Source organism: Psychrobacter sp. YGAH215 (genome assembly GCF_007280595.1).
In the GTDB taxonomy this organism is placed as follows: domain Bacteria; phylum Pseudomonadota; class Gammaproteobacteria; order Pseudomonadales; family Moraxellaceae; genus Psychrobacter; species Psychrobacter faecalis.
In genome coordinates, this window is sequence record NZ_VKLR01000018.1 from 70,799 (window position 1) to 90,290 (window position 19,492).

At 44.2% G+C, this 19,492-nt stretch carries 15 protein-coding genes; 8 read left to right on the top strand and 7 right to left on the bottom strand.

Translation table 11 applies throughout. The features are described 5' to 3' along the window. From gspM to purF, 5 genes are all read left to right on the top strand, one after another. On the top strand, window positions 1-570 hold the full coding sequence (gene gspM / locus FOR85_RS08850; RefSeq protein ID WP_144297629.1) for a type II secretion system protein GspM: 570 nt from the start codon (window positions 1-3) through the stop codon (window positions 568-570). A gap of 127 nt (window positions 571-697) precedes the next feature. Further along, entirely contained in the window at window positions 698-1,123 is a 426-nt protein-coding gene (locus tag FOR85_RS08855; protein WP_144297630.1) for a hypothetical protein, read from the top strand. A gap of 239 nt (window positions 1,124-1,362) precedes the next feature. Further along, window positions 1,363-2,397 carry a quinone-dependent dihydroorotate dehydrogenase gene (locus FOR85_RS08860; RefSeq protein ID WP_144297631.1) on the top strand — a complete coding sequence of 345 codons (1,035 nt, stop codon included), beginning with the start codon at window positions 1,363-1,365 and terminating at the stop codon, window positions 2,395-2,397. Window positions 2,398-2,467: 70 nt separating this feature from the next. Next, a complete protein-coding gene (locus FOR85_RS08865) occupies window positions 2,468-2,965 on the top strand; it encodes a CvpA family protein (protein WP_068408192.1) in 498 nt (165 codons plus the stop codon). A 246-nt stretch (window positions 2,966-3,211) separates the two neighbouring features. Then, complete coding sequence (gene purF / locus FOR85_RS08870) at window positions 3,212-4,747, top strand: amidophosphoribosyltransferase (RefSeq protein WP_068408191.1); 1,536 nt, start codon at window positions 3,212-3,214, stop codon at window positions 4,745-4,747. 236 nt (window positions 4,748-4,983) lie between these two features. Here purF and FOR85_RS08875 read toward each other — a convergent pair whose 3' ends face one another. The 6 genes from FOR85_RS08875 to yajC all read right to left on the bottom strand — a co-directional run bounded on the left by FOR85_RS08875 (window position 4,984) and on the right by yajC (window position 11,529). Beyond that, on the bottom strand, window positions 4,984-5,355 hold the full coding sequence (locus FOR85_RS08875) for an AzlD domain-containing protein (RefSeq protein WP_068408190.1): 372 nt from the start codon (window positions 5,353-5,355) through the stop codon (window positions 4,984-4,986). Beyond that, entirely contained in the window at window positions 5,345-6,076 is a 732-nt protein-coding gene (locus FOR85_RS08880; RefSeq protein ID WP_144297632.1) for an AzlC family ABC transporter permease, read from the bottom strand. Before FOR85_RS08880 ends, FOR85_RS08875 begins: the two co-directional genes overlap by 11 nt. A gap of 90 nt (window positions 6,077-6,166) precedes the next feature. Then, entirely contained in the window at window positions 6,167-7,561 is a 1,395-nt protein-coding gene (locus FOR85_RS08885; RefSeq protein WP_144297633.1) for an MATE family efflux transporter, read from the bottom strand. A 179-nt stretch (window positions 7,562-7,740) separates the two neighbouring features. After that, window positions 7,741-9,003, bottom strand: coding sequence for a protein translocase subunit SecF (gene secF / locus FOR85_RS08890; protein WP_144297634.1), 1,263 nt, complete (start codon window positions 9,001-9,003; stop codon window positions 7,741-7,743). A 9-nt stretch (window positions 9,004-9,012) separates the two neighbouring features. Beyond that, window positions 9,013-10,890 (bottom strand): protein translocase subunit SecD, encoded by a 1,878-nt coding sequence (gene secD / locus FOR85_RS08895; RefSeq protein ID WP_144297635.1) that lies wholly within the window; start codon window positions 10,888-10,890, stop codon window positions 9,013-9,015. Between the two features lie 309 nt (window positions 10,891-11,199). Beyond that, on the bottom strand, window positions 11,200-11,529 hold the full coding sequence (gene yajC / locus FOR85_RS08900) for a preprotein translocase subunit YajC (protein ID WP_068408182.1): 330 nt from the start codon (window positions 11,527-11,529) through the stop codon (window positions 11,200-11,202). Between the two features lie 512 nt (window positions 11,530-12,041). On the opposite strand from yajC, the gene FOR85_RS08905 reads away from it, so the two are divergent. The 3 genes from FOR85_RS08905 to FOR85_RS08915 all read left to right on the top strand — a co-directional run bounded on the left by FOR85_RS08905 (window position 12,042) and on the right by FOR85_RS08915 (window position 17,347). Next, window positions 12,042-13,352, top strand: a complete 1,311-nt coding sequence (locus tag FOR85_RS08905) for a hemolysin family protein (protein WP_144297644.1) — start codon at window positions 12,042-12,044, stop codon at window positions 13,350-13,352. A gap of 287 nt (window positions 13,353-13,639) precedes the next feature. After that, the gene (locus tag FOR85_RS08910) at window positions 13,640-14,134 is read left to right on the top strand and encodes a nuclear transport factor 2 family protein (protein WP_144297636.1); all 495 of its coding nucleotides are present in this window, start codon (window positions 13,640-13,642) and stop codon (window positions 14,132-14,134) included. Between the two features lie 171 nt (window positions 14,135-14,305). Then, complete coding sequence (locus FOR85_RS08915; RefSeq protein ID WP_144297637.1) at window positions 14,306-17,347, top strand: LysM peptidoglycan-binding domain-containing protein; 3,042 nt, start codon at window positions 14,306-14,308, stop codon at window positions 17,345-17,347. Between the two features lie 136 nt (window positions 17,348-17,483). Here the strand turns inward: FOR85_RS08915 and FOR85_RS08920 are convergent, their stop codons facing one another. After that, window positions 17,484-18,707, bottom strand: coding sequence for a transglycosylase SLT domain-containing protein (locus FOR85_RS08920; RefSeq protein WP_144297638.1), 1,224 nt, complete (start codon window positions 18,705-18,707; stop codon window positions 17,484-17,486). Between the last annotated feature and the right edge of the window lie 785 nt (window positions 18,708-19,492).

Sequence of the window (19,492 nt, forward strand, 5' to 3'; positions counted from 1 at the left end):
ATGAAAAGATTACAGCGCCTCGCCAAACGCAGCACTACTGCTACTAACCCTCGCCCTCGAAGTGGTGCTTTATCAACGCGGATGAGTAGCTATCAAAGTATCTTAATGACACGTTGGCAAGCATTGTCTGCGCGTGACCAATTAGCCTTACTGCTATTGTCGGCATTTTTGCTGTTATTTGTCGGTGGCTATGGCGGCTATAGCGTCCATCAAGCAGCAAAAGCGAGCAAAAATGAGTATCAAGAGCAGGTTGCTGACTATTTTTGGTTGCGTGCCCAGGCTGGTAATATTGATAGCAATGCGTTAAATGCTACCAATTCAGCAGATGGCGCTGAAGCGATGCCGCCGGCTAGCCGTATCAGTGCGCTGTTAAATAACTCAGGGATTGCTGATGCGCAGATCATTGCAGCAGGCGATGCGGTGCAGCTGAGCTTTACCCATCCAAGCCAAGCGGTGGTGAGCGGGGCGCTGAGTAATCTTGAGCAGCAAGGTTGGCAATTTACTCAACTGTCGATGCAGCAAGATTTGGTGACTAAAGCCATTCAAGTACAGGCGACCGTGACTTCTTAATATTTTTAGTCAATTATGTAAGAAAAATAATTAACCACGTTAACGCTTTAACAATTACCACATTGAAAACCTGATAATTTGCCACAATAAAAATAACTACAGACCACAGAATATAACGAGTGACAGCATGATAAATAATTCTAATAATACGATGAGTGATGATAAACGCCGCTCTTTGACGACATATAACCATATTACCTATTTGCTTTATGTGCTCAGCTACTTTACCGCTGGGCTATTGTGGATTGTGCCTATCTTTATGAACTATGCCAAACGCCGTGATGCTGATGGTACTTGGCTTGCCACCCATTTTGATTGGCAAATCAAGACATTTTGGTACAGCATTGTCCTATTCGTTATTGGGGTGCTTATTGTCACCTTTGCCTTAGGCGGTTTTGGTGTCAGTATGTTCGCTGAAACCAACAACATTGCCATCGGCTCAGTATTATTGGCTATTTTAGGTTTTGTTATTATGGGCTTTACTTTTATTTGGCATCTGTACCGTATTGTACGCGGTTGGATTGCGCTTGCTGATGGCCGCCCAGTGCCTTAATCTGAGAATATGAATATCAATAAGTGGTAGATGTGGATAAAAATGCTGTCTGATAGGGGTTTCTTTACTAGGTTAAATCAGTCAATTAACAGTATTAACGCTTATTTATTCGAAGGATAGGGCGTAATTTTCCTGATGAAACTTTGGTCTTATTTCAGTTAAGCTGATATAATCGCAGCGCTTGACCGCATTCGTTTTTCTTATTTATCATTTCTTTTCAAGCAGGGTCTGTCATTACTATGTCTTACGCCTTACTTCGCCCTTTTTTGTTTAATATGGACCCCGAGCACGCTCATGAGATGACCTTATCTTTATTAGATAAAGCTCATAAAGCGCGTGTATTGGGCTTAGTATATGGTCAGTCAATGCAGCCAACCGACTGTATGGGTTTGCAGTTTGCCAATCCCGTTGGGCTTGCCGCCGGTTTGGACAAAAACGGCGATTATATCGATGCATTAGCAGAGTTGGGTTTTGGTTTTATCGAAGTGGGTACTGTCACGCCAAAGCCGCAAGTCGGCAATGACAAACCAAGACTATTTAGAATCAAACAAGCCGATGCCATTATTAACCGCATGGGTTTTAATAACGAAGGCGTTGATTACCTGATTGAAAACGTCAAACGCTGTAAATACCAAGGCAATATCGGTATCAATATTGGTAAAAATGCTGCGACTCCGGTTGAAAATGCGGCTGATGATTATGTCTATTGCTTAGAGCGTGTCTATCCGCATGCGTCTTATATTACGGTCAATATCTCCTCGCCGAATACCAAAAATTTGCGCGACCTACAAAGCGGTGAAGCGTTAACCCAATTATTAGCTACCATTAAAAATCGCCACAATCAGCTGGCAACCGAATATGGTTTTTATGTACCATTGGTATTAAAAGTCGCTCCCGATTTAGAGCCATTACAAGTGGATTACATCTCTAAGCAGTTGCTGGACTTTGAGATTGATGGTTTGATTGCCACCAATACCACGTTGAGCCGCGTGGGTGTCGAAGATTTGCCCGATGGTGAGCAAGCAGGCGGCTTATCCGGTCGTCCGGTCAGCCACATTAGTACGCAAATTCTACAACAATTCTCTGACCAGTTGGGTGGTAAGGTCACGTTGATTGGCGTTGGTGGTATCGATAGCGGTGACAAAGCCGTCAAAAAAATTGAAGCAGGTGCAGATTTGGTGCAGCTATATTCAGGACTTATCTATAAAGGGCCGGGACTGGTACAGTCTTGCATTCAATCTATCGGTGGCTATTACGATGCGATGGAAGGTTAAGATTGTTAAAACTGCAAGCTTTTCACCTTCACTGAAGTACACCAAATAAGATGCAAATGAGGCGATAAACATGAGTGGTTTAGATATTGTAATTGCTGTGGTTGTCCTGATTGGCTTATGGCGTGGTTTTCAGGTAGGTCTGATTAAGACAGCTGTCGGTTTAGTCGGTTGGTTTATCGCACTTATTGCTGCCACGCGTCTGGCAGGTTCGGTCGCGCCGCAATTATCAAGTATGGTAGAGAATCCTGTTTTACAAATGGCGCTGGCGTTTTTAGTGATTGTGATTGCTATTTTAGCCATTATGCATCTGGTTGCGTTTGTGTTTTCTGGCGTACTTAAAACCTTACGTCTTGGCGTCCTTGATAAAATGGCGGGCGGGGTACTTGGCGCGGCAAAAAACGTGCTTATGGTTTTGGTGGTGCTTAGCGTCAGCGCGCCATTGTTGGTACAAATGCCGCAGTGGGAAACCTCAGTGCTCGCGCCTGAATTACTGCCTTATGCGCCCATGGGTAAAGAGCTGGTCTCAGATATGTTTGGGATGGCATGGGATCAGGTCAATCAGTCTTAAATTTTATAGATCCAAAGGCATGCTAAGCACTTAAAAAAAACTATTCAAGCGTCTTTAATATTCGTAAAATACACCTCTATTTATCATCATTAACTCGTCTTATGGATAATTAGCCTTATCTATTGTCCGTAAGTCGTTATTCTTAGCAAGATCATCAGCGTTGCGGCAAAAGATAGGCAAACATTTAAGACAACCTTATCAGCCGTTATTGTGTTATCAATGTGTGGTACAAAATAGGATACAACTATGTGTGGAGTCGTTGGGGTCGCAGCTCATGAGCCGGTCAACCAAATTCTTTATGATGCCTTAACCATGTTGCAGCATCGCGGGCAAGATGCGGCAGGTATTGTGACTTTACAGGATGGGCGTCTTTATTTACGTAAAGAAAATGGCATGGTACGTGACGTGTTTATGAACCGTCATATGCTAAAACTGGTGGGTAAGTTTGGTATCGGTCACGTTCGTTACCCGACCGCTGGTACCTCAAGTAGCGCCGAAGCACAGCCTTTTTACGTCAACTCGCCTTATGGTATTACCCTTGCGCACAATGGTAACCTAACCAATGCTGAAGGTTTGGCAAAATCTTTGTATCAAGAAGATCGCCGTCATCTCAATACAGATTCAGATTCTGAGGTGTTGCTAAACGTGCTTGCGCATGAAATGCAAAATATCAATAAAACCCACCCGACGCCTACGGATATCTTTGCAGCAGTGACAGCGGTTTATAGCCGTATTGAAGGCGCTTATGGCGTGGTTGCCATGATTACGGGTCATGGGTTGCTAGCATTCCGTGATCCAAACGGTATCCGTCCGCTGATTTTTGGTAAGCGTATGGCAGCTAACGGTGGCACAGAATATATGGTAGCGTCAGAGTCAGTTGCGTTGACAGGTTCAGGCTTTAGCATTGTCCGTGATGTCAAACCAGGCGAAGCGATCTTCATTGATTTGGACCATAAACTGCATACGCATCAGTGCGTTGAGCAAAAAGAATACACGCCTTGTATCTTTGAATATGTGTATTTTGCCCGTCCAGATTCTATTATGGATAATATCTCGGTTTATAAGTCACGCCTACGTATGGGTGAAAAACTGGCTGATAAAATCCTTGCTGAATGGGGTGAGGACCATGATATCGATGTGGTTATTCCTATCCCTGATACCTCGCGTACTTCAGCGATGGAGCTGGCGCTAAAAATGAATGTCAAATACCGTGAAGGGTTTATGAAAAACCGCTATATCGGTCGTACCTTTATCATGCCAGGTCAGCAGCAACGTAAAAAATCCGTCCGTCAAAAGTTAAGCGCGGTACCGCTTGAATTTAAGGGCAAAAACGTCCTCTTGGTTGATGACTCAATCGTTCGCGGTACGACGTGTCATGAAATTATCCAAATGGCACGTGATGCTGGTGCCCGTAAGGTATTTTTTGCCAGTGCTGCACCGCCGGTTAAATATCCAAACGTTTACGGTATCGATATGCCAGTGCGTAGCGAGCTGATTGCTTCAGGTCATAGCGTTGAAGAGGTACGCGAGATTATCGGTGCCGACCGCTTGATTTTCCAAGATTTGGACGATTTGATTGAAGCAGTAAAAGATACCAAGCATAGCAAGGTTGAAGGCTTTGATTGCGCGGTATTTAATGGCTGCTACATCACTGGGCAAATCAATGAAGCGTATCTCGATCATCTACAAGAGCAACGTAACGACACCGCCAAAACAGGCAAAAAAGGCGTGCAAATCGTTGCTGATACCCCAGTCGATATGATGGGCGTAGAAGAGTTATAATAGAATAAGTAACTCAAAAATGGTAGTAAGTAAAAAGGCTGGATTCGCAAGGATTCCAGCCTTTTTTCTGAGCACGAATAAATGTGGTCAGTATGAAATAAAATGATGAATAAACAGCCATAGGCGGCTGGTATAAATTTTCCTTGCTTGCCGTTATCACAGAGGTTACGAAAAATTCATCCCAGCCGCGCTGTATCTTTTTTAGGGTCAATATACGCTATACACTAAATTTTTAATCAGCCTAAAAAACGCGTAAATAACCACAAAAAGCCATTAATCGCCGCGATACCGACGATCATGCTGACCAGCAATTGACGACTAAGATGATAGATAAGTAGCACCAATAATAACGCGCCAATTTGTGCCATAAATAAATGTACTTCGGCACTATTTAAGCCAGCTTGGAAGCCAGCATCGCCTGACAAACCTTGATAAGAAAGGCTGGTTAAAATCAGTAATACCATCACAGATAGCGGCAAGCTTTCATTTAAGCGATGTAGCCACGGTGTATCTAGCAGCTTTTTAGGTATTAAAGCGGGCAGGGCACGGGTAATAAAGGTCACGGCTGCCATCGCCAGTGTGGCAAGAATCAAATAACTACTGCTCATTGCTGCCTCCTTGCACACTGCGCTGTAACCAAAAACCACGCGCTAAAATCAGCAGCATACAAATCGTAATCGCTACTAATAACAACCAATTACTGGTAAAGAACGAGGCAATCATCAAAGCAATCACCGCAATGCCAATCGGGAAATAACGTTTGATACTTTGAAACTGCTCATAAGCTAAAATCGCAAATAAACAGACCAGGGCAAAATCCAAATGCGGTACCAAGTCACTGAGTGCACTGCCAATCATCACGCCAATAGCGCTAGCAAGTACCCACCAGCTTTGATTAAACAGACTGATAGGCAAAATCAAGCGCGCTCTTGTCTCAGGAGGTAAGCTGGTCATCACTGAAAACGTCTCATCAGTAAGGGCAAATAAACAATATATTTTAGCGATTTTATTACTAGGCATCGCATGCAGCAGTGGCGCCGCATAAAATACATGGCGCAAATTAATCGCCGCGATATTACTGGCGATGCTGCTAATAGCCTCGCCAGCGCTCAGCATCTTCAAACAAGCATATTGCGCAGCGCCTGCATATAAGACCACACTTAGCATAATAGTCGCCCACACTGGTACACCGGCTACTTGTGCGAGCACCCCAAAGGCGATGCCTGCTGGCAGATAACCCATGGCGACTGGCAAGCTTTTTTTAAAGCCTTCTGCCCAATGGTAATGATAAGCTTGATTTTGATTAATCTCATTTGATTGAGTAGTCACGTAATATCCTAATTTTTCTTACTTTTATGTATCGTTTATTATCTCTTTTGTGTTTATTAAACGCCTCATGTTAGCTAATTACTTTAATGGTCAAGCTTCAGGCTGCAATTTTTCATAGCTGCCTGTTTGATGGGCACGATATAAAAATCCACCGAGGATAATCAATCTTAATAATAATAAGCACCAAACGCTCAGCCAGATGCCGGTCATATCCCATTGCTGGTAGAGTAGCCAGCTTAAAGGGAAAAAGATAAGCGCCAATATCAGCGCGGCATTACGAATGACGCTACCAGCCGTTAAACCAAAGAATATTCCATCGAGCCAATAAGCGCCAACGCCAACCAGTGGCAGTAGTACCGCATAAAGGTGATAGTCATAAGCCAGCGCAAAGACGGGTTCGATATTGGTCATAAAATCCAAATAAGTTGGCATCGCAAGCCACCAAATCGTGCTTAGCATCATGGCAAGGCCGTAACTGACCACGCCTGTGCGTTTGACGATAATACGAAAGTGCGGCCAATCGCGTCGTCCAGCTGCTTGTCCGCTCAAGGTTTCTGCCGATACCGCCACGCCGTCAAGAGCGAAGGCTGAGATGCTTAATACCTGCAATAAAATAGCATTGGCGGCCAAAATGACATCGCCGCTTTGGGCAGACAGTCGGGTAATCCAAGCAAAGCTTAAGGTTAAAATAAGCGTACGGATAAAAATATCTTTATTTAACGAAAATAGCCTAAGCATCTTATCTTTAGTAAAATGTTCCTTATTAGCATTAAATAACGCGCGCCAAGAGATTTGTAGATGTCGACGGCTGAGCCACAATGCTAAGACCACCCCAAGCCAAAAGGCAATGGTCGTGCCTAATGCTACCCCAACCAAGCCCATCTGCAGCACATAAACAAAAAACAAGGTCAGAATAATATTAAGCAGGGCGATAAAGCCTTGCTGATAAAGCATATAGCGGGTTTTGCCTTGACCGGCAAACCAGCCGATAAAGGCAAAATTCATCAGCTCTGCGATAACGCCCCAAAAACGGACGTCCAAATAAGTTTTGGCTGCACGACCGCTATCAGGATTGGCAGAAAGCGCTTGCAAGCCAAAATCAATGAGCCAAGGTTTTGCAATAAGTAGCACTGCGCCAATCATAAACGCAAGTAACAAAGCCCGCTGCAAAATTGATAGCAGCGGCGATTGCGTTTGTTTATGCGCATCATTATGAGCCAGCTGACCGAGTGCTTGTGCAGAAAGGCCAGATGACGCATATTGCAGAAAATTAAAGCTGACTAGTATCAAAGACAGCAGCTGAATAGCCAAGCCCATGCCAGCAAGCTTGGCAGTGTCATTCATATTACCGACAATCGCCGTATCAATGACACTTTGTAGTGGCATCGCAAGGTTAGCCAATAATACGGGTAAGGCAATCGCGATGATACGCGCATAGCGAGTATCAATAGGCGGCATAGCACTCGGCGGCAGGGTAGATGACATAGCTTAGTCGCTTATATAACCATATAATAAGACAGAAAAGTTTAGTGATGACTTATCGAATAACATTAAAAGATGGATAAAAATAGTATAAAGACAAAAGCACCTAGAGTTTAGGTGCTTTTATCGTGATAACGTTTGCTAGACAACAAAAATTCTAGTTATTTGCTTTTATACAAGCGTTAGTCTTGCTCATACATTTTTGGATCATTAAACGTGACGATTTCTTCTTCAAACTCAGGTTTTACTTTGACGATAAAGTCGTCACGTGATAAGCCCATTCTTAAAGGAATAGAGCTTGCGATATAAGTTGAAGAATAAGTACCCGCAAGTAAACCAATAAACAGCGCCACTGAGAACCAGTATAGACCATCACCGCCTAAGAATAACATCGCTAGCACTACCAGCAATACTGTTGAGATGGTCATAATCGTACGGCGCAGCGTCTCTGTTAATGACAAATCAATCGTTTGACGCGGCGTGATACCACGCACGCGGCGGAAGTTTTCGCGGATACGGTCATAAACGACGATCGTATCGTTCAGCGAGTAACCAATCAACGCCAGTACAGCAGCTAGGACAGTTAAATCAAACGGAAAGCCAAATAAGGCAAACACCCCGATGGTCACCACCGCATCATGGAATAGCGACAGTACTGCGCCAAGCGCTAGCTTAAACTGGAAACGTAGGGCAACATAGCCAAGCATACAAGCCAATGCTAATGCCAATGCCATAACCGAGTTTAAGTAGATTTCGTTACCGACTTGGCTACCGATAATATTAACGTTACTGATTTCAACGTTATTATTAGGCAGTGCCAATGCTTTACTCAGGCTGGCGTTCAGTCCATCGACGTTATCTGATTGAGGCGGCAAGCGCACTAAAAGCTCTTGGCGCGTACCTAGATACTGTACGACCGCATCGTCAAACCCATTATCAGCTAGCGCGTTTACCACGTCGACTTGCTCAACAGGCTGCTCATAACGCACATCCGCTGACACCCCGCCGGTAAAATCAAGACCTAGATTTAGACCATTAACGGCGATGGCGATAATACTGCCAATCACCATCAGAAGCGATAGAAGTGCCATCGGCTTTTCTAACTTCATAAATGGGATGATACGTTGATCGCCAATGGCTTTGATACCACCTTCTGCGTAAGCAGCGGCATCTTCGGCAGAACCACCTAATATCAAATTAGGATCAACCGCTGCTGTGTTACCAGATGCTTGGGTCGCCAAGGCTTGATTTTCTTTCCCACCGCGGCGGGTTTTTGAACCGGTCAATTTAGAGGTTCTAGGATTATTAGCTTGCGTATTACTGCCTTTGCCATCACGGCGCGGTTTTTTACGGCGGCGCGTACCAGTAGTATTTGCTTCACCGTTTGAGCCATTTCGATCTGGGTTATTTTCTTGTTCTAGCGGATTGTTATTATCGATAGCCATAGTTTTCTCCTAACCGATGCTCAGACGTTTGATAGATTTGCGCTTGCCGTAAGCAATTTGTATCAGCGCACGCGTCACCAAAATGGCGGTAAATAGCGAGCTGACAATACCAATCGCGAGGGTAATCGCAAAGCCTTTAATCGGACCCGTACCTATCGCAAATAAAATAAAGGCGACCAGTAAGGTTGTGATATTGGCATCGAAAATACTACTAAAAGCACGGTCAAAACCTGCGACGATGGCGGATTTTGGCCGGACACCATTTGCCAGCTCCTCACGTATCCGCTCAAAGATCAGCACGTTGGCATCGACCGCCATACCAATGGTCAAGACAATACCAGCAATACCCGGTAAGGTGAGTGATGAGCCTAAGATTGACATGATGGCAATGATAATAATGACGTTAATTGCTAGGGCCACGTTGGCGATGACGCCAAATAAGCGATAGAAAACAATCATAAAGGCGGAAACTAATAAATAACCCACTTGGATAGAGAATAAGCCTTTTTCAATGTTTTCTTGACCGAGTGATGGACCAATCGTACGCTCTTCCACGAAATACATCGGTGCAGCTAGCGCTCCTGAACGTAATAAGAGTGCAAGCTCAGCCGCTTCTGCACTACTATCAAGTCCAGTAATACGGAATGATGAGCCCAGTACCGCTTGGATATTGGCACGGTTAATGACTTTGGTTTCTGCATACGGTGTACGTACTTCAACCGTCTCACCAGTCGCTGGGTCTTCTTTATAAGCGATACGTTGTTTATTCTCAATAAACAACACCGCCATTTGTTTACCGACAGCAGTACGGGTAGCGTTTTGCATGAGCTTGCCACCAGCACTATCTAGGGTAATGCTGACTTCAGGCGAGCCATTTTCATCGATGCCTGTCTGAGCATTGGTGACTTTATCACCGGTGACAATTGCTTGACGCTCAAGCAATACTGGCGGACCATCGAGTGTTTTAAAGGGGAACGCTTCAGTGCCAGCAGGCGGAATACCGCCCATATAGTTTTCAGCACCTTCAGCGACCATACGGAACTCAAGGTTAGCCGTACGACCAAGGACACGTTTTGCCTCAGCGGTATCTTGTACGCCTGGAAGTTCAACGACGATACGGCTAGCACCTTGCGATTGTACCAAAGCTTCAGTCACGCCAAGCTCAGCAATACGATTGCGTAGGGTGGTCAAGTTTTGGTTGACCGCGTAGCTATTGATTTCATCTAAAGTGGCATCGTTATACGCTAAAATCAGCGCAGGACCTTGCTCATCAATCGAAGACTGTAGCGTGAAGGTATTACCCATCGAGCCTTGTAGGACGTTTTGTGCGCGGTTACGGGTATCGGTATCAGCGAAATGCAGCACCACGCCACGCTTTTCGGTTTTGATACCTTTAACCGCAATACGCTCAGCACGTAAGTCACGGCGCATATCACGACTGGCACTGGTCAAACGCTGCTCGAGCGCTTTATCCATATCCACTTCTAGTACAAAACGTACACCGCCGCGCAAATCAAGCCCGAGTTTCATCGGTTTTGCACCGATATCACGCAACCACTCTGGGGTAGTTTGCGCCAAGTTTAGCGCGACCACGTAGTCCTCGCCCAAATTCTGACGCAGCACTTCCTGAGCTTTTAGCTGATCGACTGGATTGTCGAGACGCACCAGCGCACTGTTGCCCTCAAAGGTACCATCATGATTATTGATACCAGCCTCTTCAAGTAAGCGTTTAGACTCAGTTAAGATGCCTTCAGATAGCTGTGTACCTGCTGCGGCACTGGTAATCTGTACGGCAGGTTCATCAGGATAGAGGTTAGGGGCCGCATATAGTCCGGCAATGATAAGCACGACGGCGATGAGTAAGTATTTCCAAGCGGGATATTGCATAATCACTTCTTTAAGTTGATAAACTACTGGCGACGCAGGCCACAAGTTAGCAGATGGGAAGTTAGCGATAACAATGGCAGGTGATTAAATGGAGAGCTACTATTGTGTGTTAGTAGTCGTACTAAATTCCGCACCACTGCGATCATCCGCGATGATAGTAAAGCAAAAAACGGTTAAGCGTAAACAGTAAAGCGAAAAATGACCGTAAATAATGTACGGTCATTTTACAGTCATTACAACCAATAATTAATAACTGGCAGCAATTAAGCTCAATAAAAGTTTGTCAATTATTGAATTTCTAAATGACAATTAAACGCTTTCAATGGTGCCAGCCGGCAATACTGAAATCACGGACGCACGTTGCACTTTAACATCGGTATGGTTGTTTAAGCTCACAACCGCATAATCACCTTCCAATGCCTTAATACGGCCCATAAGACCACCAGCAAAAATGATTTCGCTGCCAACGGTCAAGGCGTTGACCATCGCACGGTGTTCTTTGGTACGTTTAGACTGTGGGCGAATCACCAAAAAGTAAAAAATGGCAAAAAAGGCAACCGGCAACAAGATTTGTCCAAACATTGACGCAGCGCCGGCAGTTTCTGGTGCCGCATGGGCCGCTTGAATGAATAAGCTCATAATTTCTCTCAGTAAGTCATAGATAAGAATAAATTTACACGCATAGTAACAAAAAATCTCAGGCTTGGTAACTGTTAATCATAGGCTGGGGGCGTTTTTGTTAAAACTCACGGACTAACCATGACCTTTATAATGGTGGGCGTTTTCTTATTATAAAGGATGTAAAGATAAATTACTGAGCAGACAAAAAAGCCAAATGTTAAGTTAACATAAAGCTACGGTAAATTTATATTAACTTTATACGTTTAAAATTTCGTGGGCATAAATTTATAAGCAACTGATAAGTATGGTGATTTATTGCGAAATGCTATTATTAACATTGATATTAAACAAGCTCTTATCATAGACCAAATGGCTGTATAATAAAGGTATGTAAGCGCGTTTTTAATGATTGGGTAGAAAAGCATTCGTATTTATCGGCTATTATTTTCTATCTGCTAGCGCTTGCTCATGATATATTGTGATTTCCTTTTTCTTCTTTGTTTAGGTTACCTAACTTGTTTACCTTTTTTATGTCTGTACCTCGCTTATACCGTCCTCGCGCTTGTCGTAAAGACGCCTCTGCTGAACCTCCCCCGACGATGGGTGACAGCGATCGCTCTTATATGACACGCTTTAATAGCAAATCGTTTTCGGCGTTTATTCTATTGCTAACCTCTTTGCTACCACAAGCGGTTTGGGCAGCAGGTGAGGTAGCAAATCCTACTGCTAGTAGCGTGCTACTGCTTATTTTATTTGTCCTTATCGCCATTGGTATCTCGTTCATTTGTTCGCTCGCCGAGGCGGCACTCCTCAGCATGACGCCGTCGTATATTGCTGACTTGCAGGAAACGAACCCAAAAAAATCCAACATGCTAAAACGCCTAAAGGTCGATAATATCGATCAGTCGTTGGCAGCTATCTTAACGTTAAATACCGTGGCACACACCTTGGGTTCGATTGGTGCTGGTGCACAGGCAACGATTGTCTTTGGTAGTGCTTGGTTTGGACTTTTTTCGGCATTCATGACCTTGGCTATTTTGTTTTTATCCGAAATCATGCCAAAAACCCTAGGCACTATCTATTGGCGTCAATTGGGCGGCATGGTTGCTTATTTTGTCCGCGGTATTATTTTGCTGCTCTATCCTTTGATTTGGTTCTCAGAAAAATTAACCAAACTACTGGTACGCGGTAAAGAGCCGCAAGCGTTTAGCCGCCGTGAATTTGCGGCACTCGCCAGCATCGGCGAAGAATCAGGACAGATTGATCCATTAGAGTCACGTATTATCCGTAACTTATTGGCGTTTGGGGCGATTAAAGTCGAAGACATTATGACACCGCGCTCAGTGATGTTGGCGTTTGAAGAGCATAAAACCGTCGCTGATTTATTGGTTGATCGGCCAAAACTGACCTTTTCGCGTTTGCCAATTTATGATGGCGATTTGGACAACATCACCGGTTTTGTCTTAAAAACCGACATGCTCTTAGCAAAATTTAACCATGCCGCTCATAAACCATTGACCCAGTTTAAGCGCGACATTACCTTTGTATTTTCAAAGATGAAGTTGTTTGATTTATTAGAGCTGATGCTAAAAAACCGAATTCATATCGCTATTACCGTTGGTGAGTACGGCGAAGTTAAAGGCTTGGTAACTTTAGAAGATGTGTTTGAAACTTTATTAGGGCTTGAAATTGTCGATGAGATAGATCGCGTCGAAGACATGCAAGCTTTGGCTCGGCAGATGATGGACAGACGCGTTGAGCGTTTAGGCATGAAGCTCAGCGATGATGAAAGTTATGAAGACGGTCATAATGAACATAAGCATGAGAAAAATGGTCATTAAAGATTGGATTAAGCAGATAAATGCACAGCACTGTTTTGCGTGAGATTCGCAATAATCACACAGGGTGTCACATGGCTGTGAGAATTGAGTGATAGGCTAAAACTAACATAACAATATGTCGTTAATTGACTTAAGCTTTACACACAAATAGCCTTAAACACAAAAGAATTATAAGGGCCTAATAGATTTATGTCTTAAGTCAATATATGACCATAATCTATAGCCATAATATTACTTGGCTTTAACGACACATGACGATAATGATAATAGTATTACTAAGGAATATCATGAAACGACTATGGGGAAAAGGGCTAATTGCTCTATTGATAAAAAGTGCTGGCGTGACAGCGGTAGTGGCCGCTGCTAGCGCTATAAGTATCAACGCGCAAGCGGCGACCATGAGCAATGCACTGGTACAAAACTATGCCGCTGCTATGAAGTCAGCTGCCAATAGCCAAAACTCCAACCAAGTGGCGCGCTTGGTGTCAGATGATGCGCTGATTTCGATGTCCAGAAAAGGCAAAACCACCAGCCTTGATAAAGACGCTTATCTGCAACTACTGCAAAGAAGCTGGCGTGATACGTCAAACTATCGCTACGATATTACGGTGGATAACATTGTGATTACGGGCGACCAAGCTAAAGCCAATGTCACCACCAATGAAAGCTGGGTAAAAGACGGTCAAAAAGTTTCATTTGTCACCTCATCGCGGGTCACACTGACGTTATCTACGGGTAATGCAGTGCTTCTACGCGCGGTCTCACAAGTGACCATCAACTAAAAATTAGTCATATATCAAGTTCTGTATTATGAAGTAAGCCATCAAAAGATAAGGCAAATGACTTTTTGCGCATTATCTTTACGATTAGGCTGGTTTTTGTTTGATATTGCGTACTATACTGTCGATTAACTTTATTTTATCACTTATTGTTGTTAGGAAACTTCCACTATCATGTCTACTGTGTCATCAAAATCTCGCTCCTTTATCGCTTTACCATTGACGCTGGCGGTGTCGACTTTACTTATCAGTGCTTGTAGTAATACCTCAGCGGTAAAAAAGACGGGTACGACCGGCAGCTCAGCTGTGGTTAACAAACGTCCCGCTACCCAAGTGACTAAACCAAGCACGGGCGCTGATTATTCGACAGCTTTTTTGGATGCTGAAAGCTTAGATGAGCTGGCAGATTTATTAGAAGCGACTGATATGACGATGGTTGAAGGTAATAAACTTGCTATTCAACAATATGGTGATTTGTGGAATCGCTTGCGCGCAGGCTACCGTATGAATGGTGGACGCCCTGTTTATAATCAGCGTATCGAGGCGCAAAAAGGTTGGTTTACCAGTCGCCAAGACTATCTAAACCGCTTGACCGCTCGTGCCAGTCGCTACCTTTACCATACCGTTCGAGAAGCTGAGCGCCGTAATATTCCAACCGAACTTGCGTTATTGCCAGTAATTGAGAGCTCCTACGATCCAAGTGGTACCAGTAGTGCCGCCGCAGCAGGTTTATGGCAGTTTATTCCAAGTACCGGACGCATTTATGGTCTAAATCAAACTAGCACCTATGATGGTCGCCGTGACGTGATTGAATCAACGCGTGCCGCTTACGACTTTTTGACCGCATTGCACAATCAATTTGGTAGTTGGGAGCTGGCACTAGCTGCTTATAACGCCGGTCCTGGTCGGGTGCAAAAAGCCATCGATGCCAATGCGGCGCGCGGTTTGCCAACCGATTACTGGTCGCTCAGACTACCGACTGAAACCATGAACTATGTACCGCGCTTTTTAGCGGTTGCCGAAATCGTTGCCAAGCCTGAGCAATATGGCGTCTATCTGCCTGCTATCGCTAACCGTCAGCATTTCCGTAGTGTACCGGTCAATTATGGTGTGAGCCTAGCGGAAGTGTCGCAAGTGACAGGGGTTAGTTACGATGAGTTAGAAAGGCTGAATACGGCGCTGACATCAGCGCGCGTCGACGCATCAGGGCCGCAGCGTATTATCATTCCGAACGATGTCAGCTTGACGACAGATGCTAAGCTGAGCTCGTTAAGAGGTAATGGTAGCAGTAACGTGATAGCTTCTAGTAATACGAGCACGAGTACAACGCCTAGTTATTCAGGCTCAACCACACCAAGCTACAATAATAAACCATATACCAGTAGTGGCTCGTTACCGACTACCGGCAGCGCCCTTGCAGAGTATGCCGCGAGCGCAAGCGTACCACAGCAGACCACCAGTTATATTCCGCCAACAGATTCACCGACCAGCAGCTCCGTTTATAGTAACAACAATACGGTCCGTACTGAGCCGCCGCTGACGTCTGCTGAAACCAAAAAGATTAACGCTGAGTTAAAGAGCAGTAACAGCTTACCGACCACATCGGCGCAAATCACGCAAAATAATACCATCATTCAAGAGCCGCCATTAAGTAAAGCGGAACGTGATTACATTGCCAATCAGATTCGTATTAGTACGCCTGAAACCAATGTCGTCAACGCCGATGGTAATATCAACCTATCAGCCGTTCAGACGCAGCAGTCTATTTTAGAGGCAACGGGGCAAGAGAAGAAACTGAGCTTCCCGAAAAAATCGGCTAGCAAACCAAAACCAGAAGGCACGCGTAGCACTTATACCGTCAAGCGCGGCGACACCTTGGCGAATATCGCCAGCCGTGCCGGTGTTAGCTGGCGTGATATCGCTGAATGGAACCAGATAGATGCGAGTGCCAATCTGTTGGCTGGCAGTACTTTATACCTATACAACGCCAAATCTATCGAGCCATTGAGTAGTGCGAGCAATACCACTAGCCAGCCTGAAAGCTATATCGTTCAAGGTGGCGACACGCTAATCGGTACTGCCAATCGTTTTGGCTTATCGGTGACTCAGCTCGCCACATACAATAATCTGAGCAGTAGAGCAGACTTGCTACGTGGACAAAAACTGTGGTTGGTACCTGGTAAAGTCACTGCGCCTGCTGCCACGCCTGCTGCGCCATCAACCAAACCTAGTAAATCTAGTACGGCTACCAAAAACTATAAAGTTAAGCCGGGCGATGGCTTGATTGCGCTATCTCGTCAATTTAATGTACCGACCACCACCTTGGCAAACTTAAATAATATGGGTACGACGGACTCACTATACGTCGGTCAAATCTTAAAAGTGCCTGCCAATGTAGACTTTACTGCCGCAAATACTAGCTCAAGTAGCGCTAGCAATCCTGTGAAAACCAATAGTCCTACAAGTATAGTGGCAACGACCAACTATAAGGTCAAATCGGGCGATACTTTAATCGGTATTGCAAATAGTGTCGGTATCAGTCCTGAAGAGCTAGCAGCCGTTAACCCTAACTTTGATGCTAGGGCACGCTTACAACGTGGTCAGACAATCAAAGTGCCGGTTTCAAAAGATTTGGTCGATCGTCAACTTAATGACAAAGCGGTCAGCTATAAAGTGAAATCAGGCGATACGTTAACGGGCGTGGCGCAGCGCTATAATATCGGTTTAAGTGATTTGGCCGCCGCCAATAATTTGAAAACCAATTCTAATCTGATATTGGGTCGTACGATTACCATTCCTGCAAATGGTACGGTCAGTGTTACTAGTACGTCTAACAGTAATACTAGTAGCACCAGTAACAAGAGCACCAGCAGCGCCAGTGCAGAAACCGCAAGCAGTAGCGGCAAAAAACTTGGTAATACTGAGAGCTATAAAGTAAAAGCGGGCGATGGTCTTATTGCCTTAGCGCGTCAGTTTGGGATATCGGTAGAGGATTTGGCGGCGACCAATAATTTGGCGACCAACGCCCAGTTACAACGTGGGCAGACCATCAAAGTACCAAAAGCAACCGTCAGCTATACCGTAGGCTCGGGTGACAGTTTGATTGGCCTAGCACGTAAGTATGGCGTATCTACCAAAGAGCTCGCTGATATGAACAATATCGCTGTCGATACCATGCTGCAACGCGGTCAACGTTTAACCGTACCGAATCGCTAATGTAGAATGTAGTCGCATTTGACAAATTTTAAGCATTAAAAAAAGCTGCTCTAATTAAGAGCAGCTTTTTTGTTGGCATTATTTTGTTCAAGATTTAAGACTTTATTCAAGGTTTAGAGCCTTTAGCAAAATCATATTAAACCGTTTGGGTTTTAATGGTTTCAAGATAACTTCTAATATTACTCACATAATGCATGGCCTGACCATAACGGCTGTTTGACGCTCTGTTTTCTGACAAATAAGCATATATGTTTGCCCAGCTTTTATCATCGATGCCATTGGCGCTCAATTTACGCTGGATACCTTTTACAGCATTTGGACCCATATTATAAGCGGCAAGGGCAAACCAGATGCGATCGGTTTTTGGTACATCAGCGAAATCGGCTTTCATTTGCTCCAAATAACGCGCGCCGCCACCAATACTTTGATACGGGTCAACGCGATCAGAGACGCCCATCGCCTTAGCGGTATTATTGGTCAGCATCATGATACCGCGCACGCCAGTCGGAGAGACGGCATTGGCATTTAAATGCGACTCTTGATAGCCCATGGCGACCAGTAGCTCCCAATCATGATTATAATTGCGCGCTTGCTCTTGAAACGATGACTGATAATCAGGCAACTTTTCTGTCAAGGTCTTTTTAAAATGGTCTTGGCTATAAGCGTCTTTTAATAAGTTCTGATTATAAAACGCCGCCAATTTTTGCGTGTGTTCAAGCTTAATACTATCACATAAAAAGTAACTGGCTTTTTGTGATAACGGGTCATTAGCGGAATTAAATGTCCAACTAACTTTAGGGTGTAAGCCGTTCTTAGTTAAGCTAGCATCATAGCCGCAGCTCACATTAACAGAGGCTAAGTCTAGCTGGCTTTTTAGCTGGGTGCTGGCGGTGGTCAAAGCCATATCGGCATCGCCTGATTTTAAAGCTCTGAGAGCTGCTTCTTCGCTAGCATAGGCTTTGAGATTGATGTTGACGCCAAGCCCATCTGCATAGCTACGCACTAAATCATAGCCAAAACCGTGCTGAAAGCCGTCGGTTGCAAAGTAGGTGCTGTCACCCGGTACAGCAGCAACCGTTAGAGTGTTTTCTAACATAACATGTACATAGGCGGGCACGGGCGCGTTCATCGTGGTCAAGCTCTCAGCCGGTAAAGAGAGCAGAGCGATGCTTGATACTTGTGCCAATTTCTTGGTTTTGGAAAATTTGGTTTTGGCGCAACCAGTCACTTTGATAGGTGCAACTGCTGGAACGAAGTTACTTTTGGTGTGCAGTAAGCGCTTAGATGGACGCAGTAAATAAGAAATACGGCGTTTGGCCCCTTGAGCAGATACTTTCACACGGTAAGTAATACGCTGCATGGATGTCTCCTGATTTTAGCCATCCTGCATACCATAAAAATGCTTAATCAATTTATGCGGCTTATATAGTTATAAAAAGCGTATGGCTATATAAGTGGCATAAACTGGCGTTACATTTTAGATCACATCAGCCTGATAAATAGCATAAGGTCGCTGTCATCTTGTTTACATATGGCGCTGCTAATATCAAATATATAACCATTAGCACAACCGTCTTTTTATCATTTAACGCATAGGTAGCTACTTTTTAGAAGATAAAACACGCACTTCAAACATCATTCTAAAAAAAGACGCACCACAGCGCGAAGGGTATAAATCGGATGATTCCTTCATCGCTATAAAATGAGTTAGTGATTAAAAGACTGGCTATAAAACCATATGAAACATAGGTAAGGTCATGAATAAATTATTGAGACAAATATACAGCATAAGCGCCGTACAACTGCACTTAATCGTTGCTGCGTTTATATTAATCACGAGCTACTCTTTAAATCGATTGTAGTAGAGGAGCTGGCTAATAATATGGTTTGCTCAGCGATAAAGATGAGTAATACCCCTTGTCTGCTAGCGAGTAAAAAAAACACCATCAGAGAAATTTTGCTCTAATCTTATCGCGACGCTAAAATAAAAATACTGTTTCAAAACCACTGTCTCATCAGCTAAATAAGGCAAAGAGAGTATTTAAATGATCACCGTTAAAAACCTTATTAGGGCGTGTTGAACATTGGATATAAATTTCTGGCAAAAAAAATAGCGAACGGTTAATCTTTAAGTTCTCACACAAA